The organism is Candidatus Chromulinivoraceae bacterium, assembly GCA_035478595.1.
Taxonomy (GTDB): Bacteria; Patescibacteriota; Saccharimonadia; order Saccharimonadales; family Saccharimonadaceae; genus CAMLKC01.
In genome coordinates this window covers 14,509-35,750 of record DATIJL010000005.1, presented here as the reverse complement: position 1 = coordinate 35,750, position 21,242 = coordinate 14,509, and the positions used below count along the sequence as shown (strand labels likewise).

23 protein-coding genes are annotated in these 21,242 nt (G+C 44.0%); 3 read left to right on the top strand and 20 right to left on the bottom strand.

Annotated elements, in window-relative coordinates; genetic code table 11:
- Window positions 1–226: 226 nt before the first annotated feature.
- Window positions 227–910, top strand: coding sequence for a hypothetical protein (locus tag VLG36_01445; protein ID HSW77445.1), 684 nt, complete (start codon window positions 227–229; stop codon window positions 908–910).
- 101 nt (window positions 911–1,011) lie between these two features.
- On the opposite strand, the gene VLG36_01440 is transcribed toward VLG36_01445, so the two are convergent.
- The 16 genes from VLG36_01440 to ftsA all read right to left on the bottom strand — a co-directional run bounded on the left by VLG36_01440 (window position 1,012) and on the right by ftsA (window position 17,626).
- The gene (locus VLG36_01440) at window positions 1,012–2,160 is read right to left on the bottom strand and encodes an LCP family protein (protein HSW77444.1); all 1,149 of its coding nucleotides are present in this window, start codon (window positions 2,158–2,160) and stop codon (window positions 1,012–1,014) included.
- On the bottom strand, window positions 2,153–2,629 hold the full coding sequence (locus VLG36_01435; GenBank protein HSW77443.1) for a VanZ family protein: 477 nt from the start codon (window positions 2,627–2,629) through the stop codon (window positions 2,153–2,155). The genes VLG36_01440 and VLG36_01435 overlap by 8 nt, the downstream gene beginning before the upstream one ends.
- 109 nt (window positions 2,630–2,738) lie before the next feature.
- Window positions 2,739–4,016, bottom strand: coding sequence for a flippase (locus tag VLG36_01430; GenBank protein HSW77442.1), 1,278 nt, complete (start codon window positions 4,014–4,016; stop codon window positions 2,739–2,741).
- Between the two features lie 25 nt (window positions 4,017–4,041).
- The gene (locus VLG36_01425) at window positions 4,042–4,989 is read right to left on the bottom strand and encodes a glycosyltransferase family 2 protein (protein ID HSW77441.1); all 948 of its coding nucleotides are present in this window, start codon (window positions 4,987–4,989) and stop codon (window positions 4,042–4,044) included.
- Window positions 4,990–4,997: 8 nt separating this feature from the next.
- On the bottom strand, window positions 4,998–6,170 hold the full coding sequence (locus VLG36_01420; protein ID HSW77440.1) for a CDP-glycerol glycerophosphotransferase family protein: 1,173 nt from the start codon (window positions 6,168–6,170) through the stop codon (window positions 4,998–5,000).
- Window positions 6,160–7,032, bottom strand: a complete 873-nt coding sequence (locus VLG36_01415; protein HSW77439.1) for a hypothetical protein — start codon at window positions 7,030–7,032, stop codon at window positions 6,160–6,162. The genes VLG36_01420 and VLG36_01415 overlap by 11 nt, the downstream gene beginning before the upstream one ends.
- 397 nt (window positions 7,033–7,429) lie before the next feature.
- Window positions 7,430–8,098 carry a sugar transferase gene (locus tag VLG36_01410; GenBank protein HSW77438.1) on the bottom strand — a complete coding sequence of 223 codons (669 nt, stop codon included), beginning with the start codon at window positions 8,096–8,098 and terminating at the stop codon, window positions 7,430–7,432.
- An 83-nt stretch (window positions 8,099–8,181) separates the two neighbouring features.
- Entirely contained in the window at window positions 8,182–9,126 is a 945-nt protein-coding gene (locus tag VLG36_01405) for a Wzz/FepE/Etk N-terminal domain-containing protein (GenBank protein ID HSW77437.1), read from the bottom strand.
- A gap of 248 nt (window positions 9,127–9,374) precedes the next feature.
- On the bottom strand, window positions 9,375–9,920 hold the full coding sequence (locus tag VLG36_01400) for a prepilin-type N-terminal cleavage/methylation domain-containing protein (GenBank protein ID HSW77436.1): 546 nt from the start codon (window positions 9,918–9,920) through the stop codon (window positions 9,375–9,377).
- A gap of 126 nt (window positions 9,921–10,046) precedes the next feature.
- A complete protein-coding gene (ileS, locus tag VLG36_01395) occupies window positions 10,047–12,911 on the bottom strand; it encodes an isoleucine--tRNA ligase (GenBank protein HSW77435.1) in 2,865 nt (954 codons plus the stop codon).
- Window positions 12,908–13,429, bottom strand: coding sequence for a GNAT family N-acetyltransferase (locus VLG36_01390; GenBank protein ID HSW77434.1), 522 nt, complete (start codon window positions 13,427–13,429; stop codon window positions 12,908–12,910). Before VLG36_01390 ends, ileS begins: the two co-directional genes overlap by 4 nt.
- Window positions 13,430–13,766: 337 nt before the next feature.
- Window positions 13,767–14,384 (bottom strand): vitamin K epoxide reductase family protein, encoded by a 618-nt coding sequence (locus tag VLG36_01385; GenBank protein ID HSW77433.1) that lies wholly within the window; start codon window positions 14,382–14,384, stop codon window positions 13,767–13,769.
- Entirely contained in the window at window positions 14,377–14,634 is a 258-nt protein-coding gene (locus VLG36_01380; GenBank protein HSW77432.1) for a hypothetical protein, read from the bottom strand. The genes VLG36_01385 and VLG36_01380 overlap by 8 nt, the downstream gene beginning before the upstream one ends.
- Before the next feature lie 5 nt (window positions 14,635–14,639).
- Window positions 14,640–15,089, bottom strand: coding sequence for a transcriptional regulator NrdR (gene nrdR / locus VLG36_01375; protein HSW77431.1), 450 nt, complete (start codon window positions 15,087–15,089; stop codon window positions 14,640–14,642).
- Between the two features lie 13 nt (window positions 15,090–15,102).
- Window positions 15,103–16,320: a cell division protein FtsZ gene (gene ftsZ / locus VLG36_01370; GenBank protein ID HSW77430.1), complete on the bottom strand. Its 1,218-nt coding sequence runs from the start codon at window positions 16,318–16,320 to the stop codon at window positions 15,103–15,105.
- Window positions 16,321–16,384: 64 nt separating this feature from the next.
- Window positions 16,385–17,626, bottom strand: coding sequence for a cell division protein FtsA (gene ftsA / locus VLG36_01365; protein ID HSW77429.1), 1,242 nt, complete (start codon window positions 17,624–17,626; stop codon window positions 16,385–16,387).
- 90 nt (window positions 17,627–17,716) lie between these two features.
- Here ftsA and VLG36_01360 point away from each other — a divergent pair, with 90 nt between their 5' ends.
- A complete protein-coding gene (locus tag VLG36_01360; GenBank protein ID HSW77428.1) occupies window positions 17,717–18,364 on the top strand; it encodes an aspartate/glutamate racemase family protein in 648 nt (215 codons plus the stop codon).
- Here the strand turns inward: VLG36_01360 and map are convergent.
- The 4 genes from map to VLG36_01340 are packed head-to-tail and all read right to left on the bottom strand — an operon-like array spanning window position 18,350 to window position 20,346.
- A complete protein-coding gene (gene map, locus VLG36_01355) occupies window positions 18,350–19,102 on the bottom strand; it encodes a type I methionyl aminopeptidase (GenBank protein HSW77427.1) in 753 nt (250 codons plus the stop codon). The two genes, VLG36_01360 and map, sit on opposite strands and share 15 nt — an antisense overlap.
- A 10-nt stretch (window positions 19,103–19,112) precedes the next feature.
- The gene (locus VLG36_01350; GenBank protein HSW77426.1) at window positions 19,113–19,658 is read right to left on the bottom strand and encodes a nucleoside monophosphate kinase; all 546 of its coding nucleotides are present in this window, start codon (window positions 19,656–19,658) and stop codon (window positions 19,113–19,115) included.
- A gap of 16 nt (window positions 19,659–19,674) precedes the next feature.
- On the bottom strand, window positions 19,675–20,127 hold the full coding sequence (locus VLG36_01345; GenBank protein HSW77425.1) for a GatB/YqeY domain-containing protein: 453 nt from the start codon (window positions 20,125–20,127) through the stop codon (window positions 19,675–19,677).
- Window positions 20,128–20,130: 3 nt separating this feature from the next.
- Window positions 20,131–20,346 (bottom strand): hypothetical protein, encoded by a 216-nt coding sequence (locus VLG36_01340; GenBank protein ID HSW77424.1) that lies wholly within the window; start codon window positions 20,344–20,346, stop codon window positions 20,131–20,133.
- Between the two features lie 232 nt (window positions 20,347–20,578).
- Between VLG36_01340 and VLG36_01335 the strand changes: the two genes are divergently transcribed.
- Window positions 20,579–21,223, top strand: a complete 645-nt coding sequence (locus tag VLG36_01335) for a PH domain-containing protein (GenBank protein ID HSW77423.1) — start codon at window positions 20,579–20,581, stop codon at window positions 21,221–21,223.
- Window positions 21,224–21,242 lie beyond the last annotated feature (19 nt).

Below are 21,242 nucleotides of genomic sequence, written 5' to 3'. Positions count from 1 at the left end.
ACGCCAGAGGCATCATGGGTTCAGTCGAGCCGTAGGCTCGACTGTCCAGTAGCTTCCTCACCTTGATTTTGGATAAGAGTGGCGAACCGCCTTCTTCTATGCGGCTACGACGCCAGTCGTAGCCGGAAGAGCTTTCTACACTCAGATATGATGAGTCCAACCTCAAAAACCCTCCTCACTAGCCGAATATTGCCTTAAGTAGTTTACGATACTATTATCGTCATATATGAACGACAAAAAATATACAATCAACTGGATTCAAGAGAAATTAGTAACTGAACATTTCAAACCGCCATTTACTTTATACGACACCTACCAAGCGACTGTGAAGAATATCAGCTTTACCTATCCAACAAGTTGGTATGAGGGCATCAATGTCTGGAATGAGCTTAACGGTCAGCCAATTAACTATGAGTTTGGCTACGTAGGCACGAATGGTTGGGAGACAGACCCGAGTTCACCAATCGGTTTGTGGTTCTTTGTTGGCGAGATACCTATGCCCGTTGTCTGTAATAAAGATGCTATTCTTACCGACATCGTATCTATGACTCCGGTTAAGATTAAGGGGCTAGCACAGTCTGTATATTACTGCGAAACGATCGCGAGCCCAATGTATGATAAATCGAAGTTCATTGCGAACAGTGGACTTATCTCGGTTCATTCCGCCAAGCCATCTACGCGCTTTTCGATGAAAGAATACTTAAAGTGTCATCCTCTGACCGATGATTGGTATGTTTATGATCCAGCAAACCAACAGAAAGTGCTGTTTCAGTTTAGTGCTCGTAGCTTTGGTCTCGTGGCAAGCGAGGCAGATCAAGCTTTTAGTTCCAAAAGTGATGCACTCAATTTTTTTACGTCCAGTTTTTACACTCAAGCTAAGCAGATCGTTTTATCAACCACTGTTGGATAGCTTACAAAGCTATTATCAATTCGGAATCCGAGATATAACCGTGACTCCCTCTACTCTAACCTTGACACTTAGGATAGTACTCCCTGGCACTTCCTAGATACTTATTGCGATTTGTACTGTTGTATCTCAGTTCTGGCGGCTACTACTGAGGTCATGTCGGGCTCCATGACATACAGCATGGTAGTTGGCATACTGTACGTGTAATTATGGCTGTCTGATCCATTGACGCTCGTAGATCTGACCTGCCACTTTGCCATACTATCTAGTTGGTATCTAATCAGCCTAGCCATGTCACTAGAACTCATATTAGTCTGGAAACTATTCTGAAGAGATCCTAGTATGTCTGGATAATGGAGCAGTAAGCTCGAGCCACTCATTTTTGATATAATGGCTTCGATGACTCTTTGCTGGTTTTCACCACGAGTTCGGTCACCTTCTTCAAATGAGTATCTATCGCGAGTGAATTCTAGAGCCTTCTTTCCGTCCAAATGATTGCTGCCAATAACAAAATTGTCACTACCAACCTTAAAATTATATGCCGAGTCAACATCGACCCCACCCAGTACATCGATTATGTTAACTAGCGACGTAAAGTTGATTCTTAAATAATAGTCAATCGGCGTCGCATATAGATCCTCCATAGTTTTCACCGACATATCTATACCGTACAGACCACTATGCGTTAACTTATCCCGAAGACCAGTTGTACCATGCAACTGAACGTAATAATCCCTGGGGGTATTTACTAGTAAGATTTTATGTAATTTCGGATTCACCACCGCCAGTATATTAACGTCACTTCTTGATACAGTATCAATTCCACCATACGTATCGATACCACTAATGTAGATAGAAAACGGTTTTGTCTCGTCAAGTTCCGGTAATGCACTCTGGCTCGTTCCTCTACCAACTTGAATTCTATCCAAGAAGTTAGATGTGGTAAAGCCAAGGAAAGAAATACCTACATTTATAATAATAAACAGTCCAGCTAGCACCATATAAACAATACCCCTACGAAGACTCATCTTTCTCCATACTAGTACTAGCTCAAGTAAGGCAACTGCGATTACAGTAATGAACCCACTTATAAGTAAGTACTTGGTAGGCACTAAACCCGTCCGAATAATAGAATACTCAGCAAGGCCATAGCTAATAGCTAGGACCGCCCCGATGAGACGCTGCAACACACGCCTGTTCTTTAAAATGGCGAGACGCGTCGTGATCGCTCGTATATTTATCTTTTTATTCATTATCCTGTCCCTTTCCGTATCGTGTGGCAACAAGCAAATAACCGCCGACTCCGACGCTGCTAGCAATCGTATCAATTACCACGTCACTTACCAAGCTTCCTCTTCCAGGAGTAAATATCTGATGAAATTCGTCGCTATTCGCATATGCCATGCACAGCAGAATACTTAATAACACAGCTAATCTCAAATCCCCTGCCCGCTCTCCATTACCGCTCTTGTTATACTCCTTCACTACATTAAACATTAGTATTCCGAGTATGAGATATAAGAACGTGTGCGCAGACTTACGAGTAATAAAGTTTACTAAATCATTACTCGCCTTGACGTGAAATGTATGTGTCACTACACTCACAATAGCTTCGCTTCGAGCATGTGATACGCTCCTCACTTCGCTAGAAAATGAGAATATTACGAGCATCCATGCAACGAGTAGTAGGTATTTATATCTTAGTTTCAATTTGTTCTTCATATGGTTCCTGTTTTGAGGTTAAATTTTACATTTATACAACTTCATGCCGCATGTCAACATCGATACTCACTTTTCACTGTCCCATCGGTCCGTATAAGTCTCAAAAAAGCTATAGTCTATGCAAAATAGCGTCAATCACTATCCTATTGTGCCGACGCGTTGATTTGTATAATAACGGAGCTAGAAAAAGCGTTACGATTTCAGTAATAATAGTGGCAACAGCAGCGCCCGCTATGCCTTTACTCGGTAGCCACAGGAGGTTGAGAGCCACATTAACCACCACGCCATATGTCAAGAAATATTTCGTATATTTGCCATTGTCTTCACTTACCAGCCATACGTTTCGAGCAGAGCCGAGCGTAGAAAGTGGCATGAACCAGACCATGACACTAGTGACGAATGCAGCATCTTTATACTCAATGCCAAATAGTACGTTGATTAACAAAGGCGCCGATATAGATATAATCGCAGAAATAAAGACACTCACCCAAAAAAGAATAAAGTATAACTGTTTAAGTTTCTTTAGATATGCATCCTCTGAGTATTGTTTGGCATGAAATATAGAGGGTCGTATAGAAGTTATTATTGCTTCTTGCAAGAAACCCCATGCTACACATATTGTATAGGCTGCTGAATATATACCCAACTGTACATTTCCGAGTAGATTAACGATCATTATCTTATCAATCTGCAGATAAACTGACACGATTATATTGGCTATAATGAAATGATGACTCTTACCCAGCAAATACCTTGCAGTTTCTGTTGAAAATGTCAGATCTTGTCCTTCATTTTTTTTATAGAAATATAGCAGCATGAACGAAATAACTAAACTGCTAATGGAGAGACTAAACGCAAACCATAGTACGCCCCTACCAGATATCAGGAGGTAGAGACTATACATAAAGATAAATACCGAGGCAAAGACTTTTGCTATTGAAACATATTTTGACTCAAGCCGTGCTTGAAACCAATAGTCAAGTATATAGAAAGCCTGAAATATCAGCATAATCGCCTGTGCTGCAGCAACAGCTTGTATTAATGCGCTGTTGTGATTCAGTACAAATATCAGGATTGATATCATCATGATTGACATAAAGCCTGAAATAAGCCTAAGTCTCACGGATGTACCCAGTATTTCACCTTGTTTGTCTTTGTGCTTTATTAATTCATTGACGATTATCGCATCCAACCCTAGTCTCATTACTCCCAAGAATAATGTAACGAAAGATGCTCCATAGCTAATAATTCCGTAGTTCTCAGCGCCAAGATGTCGCGCAGCTAAGATGGTGACTATGGTATTGAGGCCAATACTAACAATACGCTCCGAGATAATCCATGCGCTGTTTTTAACTGTTCTATTCTTCGTTAGTCGAAGAACCTTCATACCCAATTTTGACCTAAAAAGCACTTTAATTACCACTCGCCAGTCTTGACATTATGCGTATGAAAATACCCTTGCCGATTAGAGATAACAATGCGATCAGCCGATATTTTATTGGTGAGGAAATATCCATAATGACAACCGTGCGATACCTCCTCATTGCATTCCACACCCTATTCTGATCTCCGGATGAGATATTGTTTTGCGACAATATGTAATAGGCATTACGCCAATAGTAGCACTGTGCAGCAGCGCGAACTCCATCATTGACCGCCTCCCTGATAAATGTTTCAGATAGTGCAAGCGACTCCAACCTTTGCTTTCCTGAGGAGTCTTTTGTTATCCCACTAGTATCTTGACTGTAGAAATAGCCCACAAATTGACTAATAAAGACCTGCAAATCCTGCCGCAATAGCCTAAGGAGAAAGTCAGTATCTTCTGAGAATGACAATCTCTCATCGAATCTAGTCTTCGACAAAACTTTAGAGCGGTACATTTTACTCCAAATATATCCATCATAACCTTGGCTTCCGAGCAGCATACCTTTTGCATAAAGGTTGGCTGACACTCTACGGTTCATAAGTTTGCTATTATGTTCCCTTCCCAACGCATCGATAGCATACTTTTCATAGTTAGCTACAACAATGTCAGCTTCATTTTTATTCGCTTCTGTATATAGGCGCTGGATTAGGAAACTGTGTACGAAATCATCAGCATCGACAAATACTATGTAGTCTCCTAGCGCTAATTCAATACCTACATTACGGGCTCTTGAAACACCAGCTTCTTTGATATCCATAATTCTTATTCTGGAGTCCGTGGATTCAAGTTTTTTACATATCGCCCTGGATTGATCAGACGAGTCGTTAAGTACTATTATTATGTCTAAGTTAGTATATGTCTGTGATTGTATCGATTTCACACATCTAGCAACATATTTCTCGTGGTTTCTCACCGGTATAATTATGCTGACCATCAGGTCTTTCATTTCTTTTTTTCCTCTGATAATATTGCAAAAATTCTCTGCCTATTCTTAGTATCTTCATACGGGTAAAAGCCGTCTACCTCTCTAGCAGCTTGCTTAGGTAGTCTATAATGGCTCTTGATTATTTTGCTTAAAGTATCTATTACGTCTTCTTCCGATACAAGATTGATTGCTAAGGGGTAGCTTCCGGATTGCTGGTAGTGTGTCCCTAGTACTTCATTCTTGTCGAACTGATACACTATGGCAGGTTTCCTCATATACATAAAGTCATAATACGTACTGGAGTAGTCTGTTATCATCAACTTTGCGCTTCTAAGTAACTGCTGTATGTCGTAATCATTAGGATTACCAATCGTAATGATGTCGCTAAAAGCCCATAGATGATTAAAAACTTGCATCTGTCGATGAGGGTAGAAAATTACTCTTAAATTATTTTTTGCTACAAGGTCTAAGAATCCAATATTATTCAGCAAAGAGTTCCAGTTCGCATAGAACGTGGAAGATATAAAATCATTATCGCTCACAGTGTGAGACAGATCGTGTAGATATGATCGGAAGGTGGGCATAACTAGCAGTATGTTTGAATCCGACGATGCGTCTGTAAGATTGTCAAAACGAGCCAGGCCGGTCTGTTTAAGGTTTTCTGGTCTCTTGTGACCAGATTTCAAGAACAAATCTTTCTCGCTATCTGTCGTATATATAGTAACCCCATTGTACCCACGAAGATTAATAACATTAGCTAGTATGCCATGCTGTAAAAATACCTCTTCCTTCTTGTACATAAGAGGCAGAAAAAGTCTGCAGAAGTATCTTCCAGGACTAGCCCCGTATATATGCGTACTAATAGATCTTACGCACGAAACATGTGCCAGATAATGCTTAAACGAACCGTACTCGATCACCCTCTTTTTATTAGACAGCTTATCATAATCCGGGGAGCTCCGTTTGATAGCATAGTAAACATTTATCTCGGGGTGATCCTCGCTAATAAATTGATAGAGCCAGTATCCATTATCTCTAGCCTCGTTAGGTAGTTCTGCTATCAGCCATGCGTCTTCATATTCACTTCCTAACCTAAGTAACCTAGTTGCCACTATGGCACAAAAGTTCACCACGGAATATCGAGCTGCCCACACACCATAGCTAATAATGGATTTTGCCTTACTTATCACGGAAAGTATCTCCAACAAAAAGATTCATCTTCTGGCTTACCGCATATTTACTAAAAATAGGTACCATCATAATCAGCAATACGACATTCCTCCCGGGGTTTGACATAATTCCGTATTCCGAGAAGCCATAGAGCAATGTTACTAACGTCCCAAGTACTAACATTCTATTCTGTAGTCGTTTAGACCATAAGCGAAAAAATACGAAAAACACTAACAGTATGAGTAGGCCATTTCTAAACCATATCCTTAAGAAGAAACTATCTAGTGGCGCCGAATCTTGCCCTTGCGCGTAGTTTGTCGCGAAAGAATCGGCATTTCCAAGTAAATTTGACAGCTCACCATCTTCTACACGTATACCCCACCAGTAGGGCCGGTTTGACATTAGATCGTTTATGTTATCACCCATTTGATTATTATGCATAGCCAGAAATACGCTACCGAGAGTAAGGAGGATGAACAGTATAGGTAATACACGCTTAATTTTTCTCCAAGACATTGCCTTGTTAAAGTGACCGAAAGCTATTACTAATAGACAGCACAGGAGACCAGTGCGGGATAATGTTTGATTGTATATGATAATAATGGAAACTAATGCGAGAGTCGTAAATAGAATCTTGTTTCGTGATGAGCTACCCAGCAAGACATAGCCTGTAATAAGAATACTAAATAAATACGTAAATGCCCCGTTCGGATTACCAAACCCTAGTGAGTGAGATACGATCTCGATTCCATCCACTTTCTGCACCACATCTCCTCCATTCATAACCCCAAGCACATGCAATACTACTATGCCGACAAACAGAAGAATTGACCAAGATAGGTAGTATTTTAGTAATAATCTTAGATCACTTGCCATTGCCATTACCGCAAATAGCATGGGTACCAGAAATATTGTCGTCCCTGTCAATAAGGTGACAACGGCAGTTAGTAATATGAGAATTAATATTTTTCGACTACCAAAGATCGCTGGATATATAATCTTCCTACCCCTATATATAATTAGCAATGACGTAAGAAAGAAGATAGCTATCGATGAATTCGATAGAGCAGAGACGTTCAGTGCAGTGGAGCCTACCTGTATACTACTGAGGTAACAATACACTAATAGGGCGAGCATATTCAAACTGCGCATGCTTAGAATTTTGACTATCAACATCTAGAGATCCCTTTGCCTCTACTGTTCACGCATAAACGCGCAAAACATTGGTTGGACCATTCGGGCCGCTCATTTTTATAGACCGACAGCAAAACGTAAAATTTCATACCACCACACCCTCATCAAGTTCGCCACCTGGGGTTAATTCTCTTTCTAGATGCATACTGTCACTACCATCATCGTCAAACTCGTAACCCTCACGATGACCCCTTGTCAGAAAAACAGCAGAGATAGTCTTAAGGAGACACTTAGCATCAATCACAAAACCAAAACTTGCGGCATAGATACCATCAAGTTTAGCCTTTTCCGCCGTACGAACTTCATCACGACCATTTACTTGAGCCCAGCCAGTTATACCTGGCCTGCATGCGTTTGCACCATACTTTTCACGCTCAGCGAAAAGGTCTTGTTCTTGTAATACGACAGGCCGAGGTCCAACTATGCTCATTTCGCCACGCAAGACATTAAATAGCTGCGGCAATTCATCAACTGATATTTTACGCATTATCTTTCCTGAGCGAGTAATATACGTGCCGCTATCACGTAGATTCCTTGTTGCGACATTTCGAGGTGCCCAAGTTTCCATAGTCCGAAACTTATACACGGTGAATGGCTTCAGATCCTTACCAGCTCTCTTTTGCTTAAATAAGACAGGACCACGAGAGTCAAGCTTAATCCAGGCCGCAATTATGGTAAACGGGATAAATAAAAATGATAGAAGAAAAAGGGCGGATATCAAGTCAAATGTTCGTTTTAAGAAGTTACGGTACATCTAGAGTTTTCTTCGTTATATTTGGTAATAATAATGAACTGTTAGTTTAATTGTTTCCCAAAGCGACCATACGCTGGATATTGTTATGACTTAGGTTTTCTGTTCACTTTCTTTTTAATTTGCGACGTTGGCTGTTTTGTAGTAGCAGCCTTTACTGTTGATTTTCTAGGGGACACCTGCGCTTTAGCGCCTGTCGTCGCTTTGGTTTTTTTACTACGTGTCGTTTGGCCATTCTTCTTGCCTACCTCATAGAAAAAGACACTGCGCATAACCTTACCCGTCTTCTCCTGTCGAGCAGCTCTTTTAGACAAAGACTTTTTGATATAATTTCTTTTAATTTTTTTAATCTTATTTTTAAAACGAGCAAAGAGTCCCCTAGATCCACTTCTTTTCTTCAACTTAACATTAGTCGTGCTGAAAGTATCATCGCCTTGATTACGATTAAGATTGAAATCATATACGAAGAATAGAGCTATGACAGACAATGCCAGTCCAGCAGCAGCGCCTAGGGCGAGTATCATCATTTTACGTACATTGTATGGCGCATTAGGCAGATTGGCATCGTCAACGACCCTGACATTATCAGTAGCATAAAGCTTCTTCACCTGCTGCTTAAATGACCCTATGGCACCTTCGGCTAGCTGCTGACTAACACGAGCGTCCTTCGTGGATATAGAGACCTTGATAACCTGAGTGCCTTTGTCATTGACGGCATCCACGAATCCAAGGAGCGTGTCATAAGACACGTTTGCCTTTTGCTCATTAACGACCGGCTCGAGAACGCGACGAGACTTGAAAAGCTCAATATAGTTATTGATCAAGGTAGTGTTCTGGGCCGAAGCACCATCATTAGGCGTAACAACAAGGAGTGTTGCGTCACTTTTATAAAGAGGAGTTTGAATATAGTTGTTATAGACAAAACCAGCTACGACGCCAAGTATGGTTAGTGAGAAAATCCATCCCCATTTTTTTACATAAAATCTAAGTAAGTGATACAGATTTATTTCCTGCACAGTTTTTTCTTCCATTTGGTTGTCCTCTCTATAAACAACTTTGTGACTATTGAGCTTTTGGATACAAAAAAAGACGATACCCTCGTCTTCCTTTCAAATCCACATTCCACGCTCTGAATCTAAGCTCATAGTATCACTTATGTGCACGATTGTAAAGTAAATTGTTTATATATGTACTTAGCTTACAAAAAAGCACATGTGACAAGATATGCGGATAGAAACAGAGGCACTCTCCCCACGACGATCGCGCTATCTATCGTCAACTAATAGTTCGTATATGCACCCGTAACCCAGCCACCTTCAGTGTTCCAGTTGCGTCCCGAGCATTGAAAACCTAGAGATGAGCTAAGCTGACCACCGACTGCAGACTCGGCAGAACCTACGACCAATACATAATAAGCCCCTCTCGCAGGATCACATCCATTCGTTCCAGCATTATAGCGATAGTACCTATATAAAAAGCCCTTCAGATTAGAAGTACTATTATTTATAGGATCTACTGGTATAGCCGTAGCTACGCCTGCTGTTTTCAGTGACGAAAGAAATTGACTAGGATTAATAGAGCTAACCTCCCAACTTGCAATAGTATTAGTACTGCTAGCAGCCGGATAGTTGCCGGTTTGTATCTTATACATCTCAAGGGCCTTGACGATCGCATCCATATCATTGACACGTTGCGAATCACGAGCCCGCCCCTGTACGCCACTATACGCCGCCACGCTAGTAGCCGCCAAGATAGCAACCACAACAATTACAATCAGTATTTCAACTAGAGTGAATCCTTGCCGAAGATACATAGTGTTGCGCATGATTTCTAGTATACCATTAGCAATATGGGTATCAACCCTATTTTTACACACAATATGTGTTGTGCTTATATTCTCTACAGGATCACCTGGCCATACGGGGACTCATGGGAGCATCTCTACACCTATCTACTTCTTCTTTTGCAATGAGAGTTTCAATGGCATTGATTCTACTATCACATCAGCCTCATACGAGTACACTGAGTCTGTTATCTTCTGGGCAAGCGTTTCAGCTACAATCGTTTCCTCGAACTCTTTTATTGCTTTATATAGCTCATTACTATCACTTACAAGACTCAATTCAATTCGATCATCAACATTAAGTCCAGCTTGCTTGCGAGCATTTTGTACATGGCGAATCACCTCGCGAGCCAACCCTTCACGTTTAAGCTCGGGCGTTACCGTGAGATCGAGTGAAAGCTCTCTGCCCTCTTTAACCTTTTTGATATTCAACTCTTCGGTCAGGATATCTTCAAAATTCACAAATTCACCAAGCGTTGGAACCGTAACACTTGCAAGTGGCTGGCGAACCTTAAGGCGCTCCTTGGCACGAATACTCAGACCAGTATTCACATACTCCCTGACCGTTTCCATATCTTTTGTAACTAGTTCGTTCACACGTCCAGTAGCCGGCCAATCAAGAAGATGGACACTCTCGTCACCCGTTAACTTTCGATACAGCTCATCGGCAAGAAACGGTGTAAACGGCGCCATGATCAATGAAAGTTGTGTCAGAACATAATGCAGCGTACGATAGGCGTTATTTTTATCAGTATCATCACCTGATTTCCAGAAACGACGACGACTACGACGAACATACCAGTTTGAGGCATCCTCAATAAACGGCAAGATTGGTTTGACGGCGTTTGGCACATCATAGCCATCCATATTCTTTTCAACCTCTTGATTAAGCTGGTGAACACGACTGACGATCCATTGGTCGAGCGGGTTTTCGAGCTCTTCGCTCGGGTCGGAAAGATCACCCTTGAACTCCCAACCATCAACCTCAGCGTACATCGTAAAGAAATCGTACATATTCCAAACCATACTCAGTTTGCGTGCTACGTCGGCAACATCTTTATCGATGAGCGCAAAATCCTCACCATTAAGCAGTGGCGATTGTAGTAGCAAGAAGCGGAGCGAATCGGCACTGTACATATCCATCAACTCGTTCGGATCGGTAAAGTTACCGTAGCTCTTGCTCATTTTGCGACCGTCGTTACCAGCAACAGTACCGGTTACGATCACATTTTTAAAGGCATTCTGACCGAATAAACCAATATTAACTGCGTGTACGTAGTAGAACCACGCGCGCACCTGACCAACATATTCAACAATAAAGTCACCAGGAAAGTTGGCTTCAAATTTTTCGACGTTTTCAAACGGATAGTGGAACTGAGCGAATGGCATACTGCCAGCCTCAAACCAACTGTCCATCACCTTGTCAATACGAGCGTATTTTACACCGTCTATCTCGAACGTAACATCATCGATCCATGGACGGTGGTAATCGTTAAGACGCTCGCCCGAAAGTTGTTCAAGTTCATCAAAACTGCCCACGACCTTAACACGTTCTTTGCCTTTTTCATCGACACCCTTCCAGACAGGCATCGGTGTTGCCCAAAAACGGTCACGAGAGAGATTCCAGTCTGGCGCCGTTTGTACTGTTTTTTCAAAACGGCCATGCTTGATGTGCGGAGGGAACCAGTTAACATGCTCTGTGTTTTCGACAAGCATTTGCTCACGTTGATCGGCAATATTCATGAACCAGCTTGGGTGTGCGCGATACATTAACTTAGTGCCACAGCGATGACAGTGCGGATAACTGTGGCGAACATACTCAACTTTCCAGACGATACCGCGCTCATGCAAGGTTTTAGCAATCGTCTTGTTAATATCCCATACATATTCGCCCTTCCAATCGCTCTCAGTGAAGTGACCGGTTGCATCAATCGTATGAACGACGGGGATTCCCTTTTGTTGTGCCAACACAAAGTCTTCTTCACCATAGGCGGGTGCCAGATGAACGATACCTGTACCATCTTCAGCACTAACATAATCAGCCGCCCATACTTTGTGAGCGTTTTCGCCACGATCAACACCAAGAAGAGGTTCGTATTCTTTGCCTACTAAGTCTTTGCCTTTTAGTTCTCGTACAACTTTATATTCAAGAGGCTGATGTTTTTCGTCAGTCAGAACTTTTGCAAGTAGATCTTTGGCGATAATCATCCGCTCACCATCTAGCTCCACCTCGACATACGTAAAGTCTTTGTTAACTGCAACAGCAGTGTTGGCAGGAAGTGTCCATGGTGTCGTCGTCCATGCAAGTAGATAGGTGTTTTCGCCCTTAAGTTTAAACTTCACAAATACACTCGGATCAGTAACATCCTGATACGCACCGCTGTCCATCGTGACTTCGGCCTTTGAGAGCGGTGTGGCATCCTGAGTACAGTACATAAGCACCTTTTCGCCCTCATAGATTTTCTCTTTTTCATATAGAGTCTTGAACGCCCACCAGACACTCTCCATGTAGTCTTTGTCCATGGTTTTATAGGCGCCCTTAAAGTCAACCCAACGACCGATACGATCAATCGTGTCTTCCCAGGCAGCGCTAGTTTGGTTCATATTATCGCGAACAGCGTTGATATAGTTTTCGAGACCGTAGTCTAGGACCTCTTGCTTACCTTTAATGCCGAGCTTTTTTTCGGTGTATGTTTCAGCAGGCAGACCATGACAGTCCCAACCCCAGACACGCTCAACACGTTTACCTTTCATAGTTTGATATCGTGGTACGGCATCTTTTACGATCGAGCTAAGGAGCGTCCCGTGGTGTGGAACACCGGAAATAAACGGAGGACCGTCGTAAAAAACATACGAGTTATCAACCGGTCGCATCTCGACAGACTTTTCGAACGTTTTATTCTTCTTCCACTGCGCAACAAGGTCTTTTTCGTATTCTAGAGCGCGACGGCGAGTGTTTGATTTGAATTTCATTGCTTGTCTCCTTTTCTGGTCATTACTATTATGGGAATTACATCTTCATGAAGCATTTTAGAATCGGGAATTTCTTCGAATCCCCATTTGCGATAGAAAGCCTTAGCGCGTTCATTATAGGCTGCAACACTAAGAACAATTGCCTTTGTTGGGTCAGACCATGCAATTATTTTCTCCATTAGCCTTCCTCCGATACCCGTTCCATGCCAAGCTTTGTCGACATATATAGACCCGACATGTTGTACGCCATCCGCATCTGCGTAGGGAGTTGCGACACCAATAATCTTTTCATTCTCATCTTTTGCAACCCACCCGACAACTTTTGCAGTCTTAAATCGTTCAAGACGTGCAGCTACTTTTTCTGGTGATAGTTGCTGCTTATTACGAGCCTCAACCCATTCGCGGGTTACGCCTGCCTCGTTATTCACATAGGTATCCAGCCATGACTGCAAACGCATAGCGGTAGCAGGCTCTATATCAGCTTCGGTCATTGGAGCAATAGTGAATGTTTGTTGCACGGCGGCATATCCTTACTTATTATAGGATTTTTACAAAACAAAAATCCCTTCTTAGAACACTGGAATCCGGGTTGCCTCGGACGGTACCATCCAGTTTCTAAAAAGGGATACTTTTTAGCACTCATTTGCCACTGTAACGCCGTGGATGCGTTGGATTCTACTAAGCTCTCACCGTTCTTTCCAAAAACTTCGCGGGCGATAACCGCTCACTCGCTATATAAAGCGAAGTGTTTCTATGGCTAGTTTACTCTGTTTCTTGCTTTTATTCAACCACATAATCGTGAGGGATTCCCAGTCGTTCTAAGAATTCTTCATGATTGACACCATTTTTTGAGATTTATCCGAACAAGCCATCGTGATACTTGAATAAGATAATGAAGATCAAAACAGCAATAATACTTGCCGTCAGTAGACGGTCATAACCGCTTGCGATCCATTTTTTCAGGTATACATTATGTCTCTCGGAAACATACAAGTTGTCTTCACGTATATTGTAATGAAGCATAGACATGAATACGAGCGTCGTGGAGAGTGTGACAAGTAAACACCACGGACACAGTGCGCCAATTTGAAATGCACTTACCGAGAAGAGATAAAACGCGAATATAAGTCCGAGTCCATAAAACGCCTGAGCTACCGCCATAAATGCACGCGGAAACCGCACACCGGCAAGTCCAGCAATGGCTATAGTAATGACCACTGGTTCAGCCATCAAACCGATATAGCTGTTTGGAAAACCAAACATTTCAGCACTTGGATGCTTCATCACACTTGCGCAATTAATAACCGCATTGAGGCTGCAGCTCAGCACAGCGTTCGGATTTTTAGCAATCTCTAGTGAATCAACCGAAAGTACAAAAGCTGCAAGCAGGCTCAGTGCCGCACCTACCAACATTGTAGAGAAAATCCACACATCCGAACGCTCACGGGCATGTTGAAACAATTTGTTATACATAGTAACTCACTTCGCTAATAGTAGGAAGCGGCAAACCACGCCATAGATTTTGCATCACACCATCGTCGCTTATGGCAACGAGACTTGGATATTCAACAATGTCATAGGCACGACAAAAATCTGTGCCTTCTTTTGTTCGAGGATCGAGCGTTTCGAGTTGGTGGCCCGTTTGTCTTGAAAAGTCACGAAGGTATTCATTTACATCTCGTGCAGATTCAGTGTCGTCTTCATATACAACAATTGTTTTCATATGCTTTATACCTTACGGCGTTGTTTCAAAATTTCTTCAAACTCGTCGAGTGTTTTAAACTCGTGATACACGCTTGCAAAACGGACGTAGGCGACTTCATTAAGACCGGCGAGTTCGTCGAGTACCAAGTCTCCGATCTGGCGCGATGTTACTTCTGTTTCGTTGAGACTATAGAGCCGATCTTCAACATTATTGATCATCTCTTCAATCTCCAACTCAGATGTGAAGAACTTGCCTACTGAACGCTTAATAGCTGTAGCTAGTTTATCGCGATCAAAAAGTTCACGCGAGCTATCTTTTTTGATGACCGCAAGGTTTGGTCGTTCAATTCGCTCATACGTCGTAAAACGATATTTGCCATCAAGTGACTCACGGCGGCGGCGAATAGTCATGCCATCGGCAGCCTCACGCGACTCGATCACGCGACTATCACCAATCTTGTATTTTGCGCTCACACTAGCTCCTTTCTTAGGATTCGTCAGAATGCTTGTTCTTCTTGCGGCGGCGAAGGAACGCAGGCGTATCCGACTCGTCATCGTCTTGTGGAGTGCTCCAGATATCATGGGTTGGTTCTTCAGCAAATGCTGCAGCGGCATCAGACTGATCAAGATCCATGCTAATATCTTGTACGGCTTCGTCTACTTCTTCAGAGATTGGCTTAGCAGCGGCCTTAGTGTCAGCAACAAGACCGGTTGGCGTCTCTAGTTGAGCTGCCTGCTCGTGGAAGTACGCACTATCAAAACCAGTTGCGATAACAGTGATGATGAGTTCGTCTTCAAGTTCCGGCTTGAGTGTTGCACCAAAAATAATGTTAGCATCGGGCGAAACGGCGCTGGTAATAATTTCAGCAGCCTCTTGGATTTCGCTCATGCTCATATCGTAGCCACCAGTAACGTTGAAGAGAACGCCCTTAGCACCATCAATTGATACTTCGATTAGCGGTGATTCGATAGCTTGCTGAGCAGCCTGTGCGGCACGATCGTCTCCACTCGCACGACCAATACCCATAAGTGCAGACCCTGCGTTGCTCATGATAGCCTTTACATCGGCAAAGTCGAGGTTAATGAGACCATGTTCAGTGATAAGCTCGGAAATACCCTGCACACCCTGACGAAGTACATCGTCAGCAATCTTAAATGTCTCAAGAAGCGGCGTGCGGCGATCAATCGTCTGCAAAAGACGGTCGTTCGGAATGGTAATAAGTGTATCAACTTGGCGACCAAGCTGTGCAATAGCCCACTCTGCGTTCTGACGGCGCTTTTCACCTTCAAAACTGAACGGCTTTGTTGCAACACCGACAACTAGAATACCCATCTCACGAGCAATCTCAGCTACTACGTGCCCTGCGCCGCTACCAGTACCGCCACCAGCACCAATAGTAACAAAGACCATGTCAGCACCTTCAAGTGCATCACGGATATCGTCACGTGATTCCTCGGCGGCACGCTGTCCCTGTGAAGGATCGGCTCCGGCACCAAGGCCTCCTGTAGTATTGTGACCTAAATGAATTTTAGTATCTGCTTTAGAATTATGTAGTGCTTGCGCATCCGTGTTCATTGCAATAAATTGAACACCGGTTAGGCCGGCATCCTTCATGCGGTTTACAGCAGAGCCGCCAGCACCACCAACACCAACAACTTTAATGCTGGCAAATGTCTGTATCTCGCTTGGTTTTACTTCAGGCATGGAATTATAGTCTCCCCCGATTTCTATTCATTCTTTAGTATAACATTTATTGTTCAAAAACAAATCATGCCTTAAACTTGTCCAAAAATTTAGATATCATGCCACCGGCATTCTTAAGTGCTTTCTTGCTATTTGCACCCGCATGATGGTTTGACGTGTTTTGCGGTGCGCTCTGAACGTCTAGAAGCATCAGTCCAACCACTGTCGCAAACTGTGGTTCTTCAATATTTTCTGCAACACCACCGTAGCCTGATGACTTACCGACGCGTGCCGCGAGACCAAGCTTTTCCTTAGCGTACTCAGTAATGCCTTTCATCTTAGCAGTGCCACCAGTTAGCACAACGCCACTTGGCAGCTGACCAGCGCGACCTGCTTTTTTAAGCTCCTTTGCAACTGCATCAAAAATTTCGTCAAGCCGTGCTTCAACGATTTCATCAACCTCACTTGAGTCAAAGCTAAATGTTTCTTTGCCTTGTTTAATGGCGATACGCTCATCGTTCTTGCGTGCCACCACCGTAGCGTGACCAACTTTTACTTGTTCAGCAACCTCTGGATCAGTCTTAAGACCGATAGCCAGGTCATTCGTAATATTCACACCTCCAACGGGAACAACAGCCACATATTGCAGGTCTCCCTCTTCAAACACCGCAACGCTTGTAGTTGCGCCGCCCATATCGACAACAGCGACACCGTTTTCAATTTGTTGTTCACTTAAAACAGCACGGGCCGCAGCGAGTACTGACGGTGTGATCGTTCGTGGTGAGACCTTAGCCATCTCAGCTGATTTTTGTAGATTAGCGAGGTGCGGTGCGAGTGCCGAAACAACATTAGCGTTAATTTCAAGCCGTGTACCCGTCATACCAAGCGGATCCTTTATGTTATCTTGACCATCGAGCCGATAGCTATGTGGCACAACCTCAAGAATTTCGCGGTTTGCCGGTACTTTACCGAGTGTCGCGACTTCTTCGATGCGCGCGAGGTCTTCATGAACAATTTCGTGATCCATCGCACCAACAGCAATCATGCCATCGGCTTTGGTACTTAAAATGTGTGCGCCATTAATACTTAAAGTGGCGGCATTTACCTGATAGCCACTCATACGTTCGGCTTCACCCAGTGCATCGTCAATGGCTTGAGCTGGACCAGTTAAATTAGCGACCACACCTTTTCGCATGCCGCTATTTGGTGCCTGTCCCATTCCTACGATCGTCGGCGTTCCTGTTGTGGCGTCGATATGACCTACAACACAACGAACAGTTGTCGTTCCGATATCAATACCGACAGCATATCGAGATGTTTCTTGCATACGTAAAAGTATAGCGCTTATGGACACATTTGCCTAGCGCTCACGCGCTCTTTACCGCCCTAAATAATGCCTAGTGCTATACTAAGTGTAATGAAATTAGGCGTATTTGATTCTGGCGTGGGTGGTGAAGCGGTAGCCGCTGCCCTGCAACAAACATTTCCAAAAGCCGGGATGATCGTCGTTAACGATCATCAGCACGTTCCCTATGGCAGCAAAACACCCGACGAGATTATTCGTCTAACCGACACAGCTATCCAACCGCTTCTTTCGGAGGAATGTGATGTTGTGGTCATTGCATGTAACACCGCAACGGCCATTGCCCTGCCTACGCTTCGCTCCCGTTACCCCCAACAAAAATTCATTGGCATTGAACCAATGGTAAGAACCGCCTCACAGTTAACAAAAACCGATATAGTTGCCGTTTGCGCCACTCCAGCAACCCTAGCTAGTGATCGGTATAACGCGACAAAAAAACGTTTTGCCAGCAACATCACCGTACTTGAACCTGATTGTCACGATTGGGCATACCTCATTGAGAACAATCAAATCAACCGACAACACATCCAGACAACTATCCGCCAAGTTTGCGACCAAGGTGCTGATGTGATTGTACTAGGCTGCACTCACTATCACTGGATTAAGGACGTCATTTCAGAGATCGCAAATGGCGATGCAAAAGTCATCGAGCCGTCCGAAGCTATCGGCCGGCGAGTTGCCCACTTACTAGAGCTGGGTTAAGATTTCTGCGCCCGTTTCTGTAATGAGCACGGTGTGTTCAAAATGAGCGGCAAGGCTACCGTCGCGCGTGCGAATTGTCCAACCGTCAGCATCAGTTGTAATGCGTTCCTTACCAAGCATCGCCATTGGCTCAATGGCGATCGTATCACCAGGTCTTAGAAGAACGCCCGTGCCTTTTCGCCCATAGTTTGGAATCTCGGGTGGCATATGCATCTCCTGCCCTACACCGTGACCAACAAGATCACGTACAATACCCAGTTTACCGTCATTCAGAACCTTCTCAACTGCAGCGCCAATATCGCCTGTATAGACGGATCCTTTAATCACATCAATCCCTGCATATAGACTACGCTCTGTCGTGTTGATAAGATGTTTTTTAACACCTGTTGGCTGTTCGTCAATTATCATCGTAAATGCGGCGTCTGTCTTCATACCCTTGTAGGTAATCACAAGATCAAAACTCACGACATCGCCTTCTTCAAATACATAGTCAGTCGGAATACCGTGCACAATCGCATCATTCGTACTGATACAAATCACACCAGGGAAATTAACTTCAGATGTCTTGTAGGTTGCGATTGCTCCTACTTTTTTAATCTCGTCTGATACCCAGGCATCAACCTGTTTTTCGCTCATACCGGCATGAACATAATTTTTAAGCCTATCGTAAATACCGGCAAGCAATTTGCCGCCTTCACGCATAGCATCGATTTGAGCGGGAGTTTTAGATGGTTGCATTACATTACCTCTAAACCAGCTGATGTGCCGCTAGTTCATCCATAATACGGTCATGGACCTGGCCAACCGTACCTGTACCATCAATATGAGCAACATTAACACCTTGCTCAGTGAGGAATGTTAAAATAGGATAGATCTCTGTTCGATAAATACGAAGACGCTCATCAACAGCCTCGGGCGTATCATCAACACGACCCCTCACTTCAATACGTTTCAGAAGCTCACTCTTTGGAACTTCAAGAACAACCACTAATTGAATAGAGCGATCATATTGTTTTTGAGATTCAATAAGCCATTTAGCTTGTGATAGCTGTCGTGGATAACCATCCAAAATAACATGATCGACTTTTTTAGCACGTTTCAGCGCGTCGACCATTAGCTCGTTAACTTTCTCTGGAGTTACAAGACGACCGGTCTGCATTTCTTTGATAAGCTCAATATCACGCGTATCGCGTAGTAATTGACCCGAGCTTAACCAACGCCAACCATTGCGCGCAGCTAGCATTTGTCCCTGCACGCTTTTACCTGCGCCCGCGGGGCCAAAAAATACGATCATCTCTTCTCCTTTTTATTTAGCTAAGAACTTCTTTAACAAGTTTTGAAACCATTGCGCCGTCAGCTGTATTGCCGACGTCTTTTTTGACGGCTCCGATGACTTGACCCATCATTTTGATATCCGTAGCGCCAAGTTCGGCAACTTTGGCGTCAACTACGGTCTTAAGTTCAGCTTCTGAGAGCTGTTTAGGTAAGTAGCGACTAAGAATTTCAGCTTCACGACGTTCATCGGCAGCAGAATCCTCACGTTGGTTTTGTTCGTAAATCGCCGCTGATTCATTGCGCTTTTTGACTTCTTTCGCAATGATTTGCTCAATCACCGCGTCTTCAAGTCCTACATCCCGCTTGTTCTGGGCTACTTCTTCGTTGAGAACAGCAGCCTTTAAACCGCGCAATGTCTCCCCTACAAAACGATCGCCGCCTAAAAGGGCGGCTTTCAAATCGCTTTCAATGCGCTGTTTAAGCGCCATAAATTAGCGGATCCCCAATCGGGCTTTAGCTAACTTATCAGCTTTGCGCTCTTTGCGAATAATCGCCTTTGCACGACGCTCAGTCTTGCTGAGTGACTTCGAGAAGCGCATTGCTGCTTTAGCTTCAGCGAGGACACCGCTCTGCAATACTTTGCGGTTGAAACGACGGAGAATGTTCTCGTTCGCTTCGCGTTCATCTTTACGTGTTACTTGTACCATATCGCCTGCTATTGTAACAGAGAAATCCCTCCGGTGCAATACAGATTACACTGTGATTGCTAGATATATCATTTTATTATATAGTTTTACTTGTCTTAGAGAACATCACTCAAGATCGCACATCTCACACCGGGAGGTGCATGAAAACGTTTCGTCGATAGTCTCAGATGGTCTTGGCAAGTCCCAAGAACCCGAGAAGTCCCCTACCATTACAGGATGGATGTGAACAATCATGGCTTCAAGCCTCGTCATTGGGCTGATCGCCCTACTCCTCACGCTCATCGGCTCCCTCGTCATTCTCCGCTTCTTCAGAGGCGGCTGGAAAGAGGCGCGCTTCACGCAAACAGACCTGGAGCTTTTCAAGCCTCGGGTTCCAAGCAAGCGCGTCAAGGACGCTCTGGGCGGCAAGAAAGGTGCTGCCTTTCAAGCTGAGGAGATCCTCTGGGAGACCAGAGAACATCCCCTCAGCCTTTGGGCTTGGTGGGCTGGTCTCGCTGGCGTCCAGGTGGGTTGCATCATAGCCCTGGTCACCGGCATGTCTCCACTCGTCATCGCTCTATGGGCCGCGGCAACAGCAACTGTCGTAGTTCGCGTGTGGATGTGGGACTTCACTCGTATCTGCGTCACAAACAAACGACTCCTCGTCGTGAGCGGCATCTTCAACGTCAAGTTCAAGGAGATGCCGCTCAGCAAGCTGACCGATAAGACAACAAACTTCTCACGAGTCAGCACGATGCTGGCTATGGGACGGGTGATCCGTACCGAGTACGTCACGCTCGTTGTCGAGTCGGCCGGACAGAAGCAGGCGCTCGAGGATGTCTTCTTCATCCCCCGCGGTTACGAACTGAACCGGCTGGTCGTCGGACTGGTCGAGTAGTCCCTGTGTAGAGATGGGC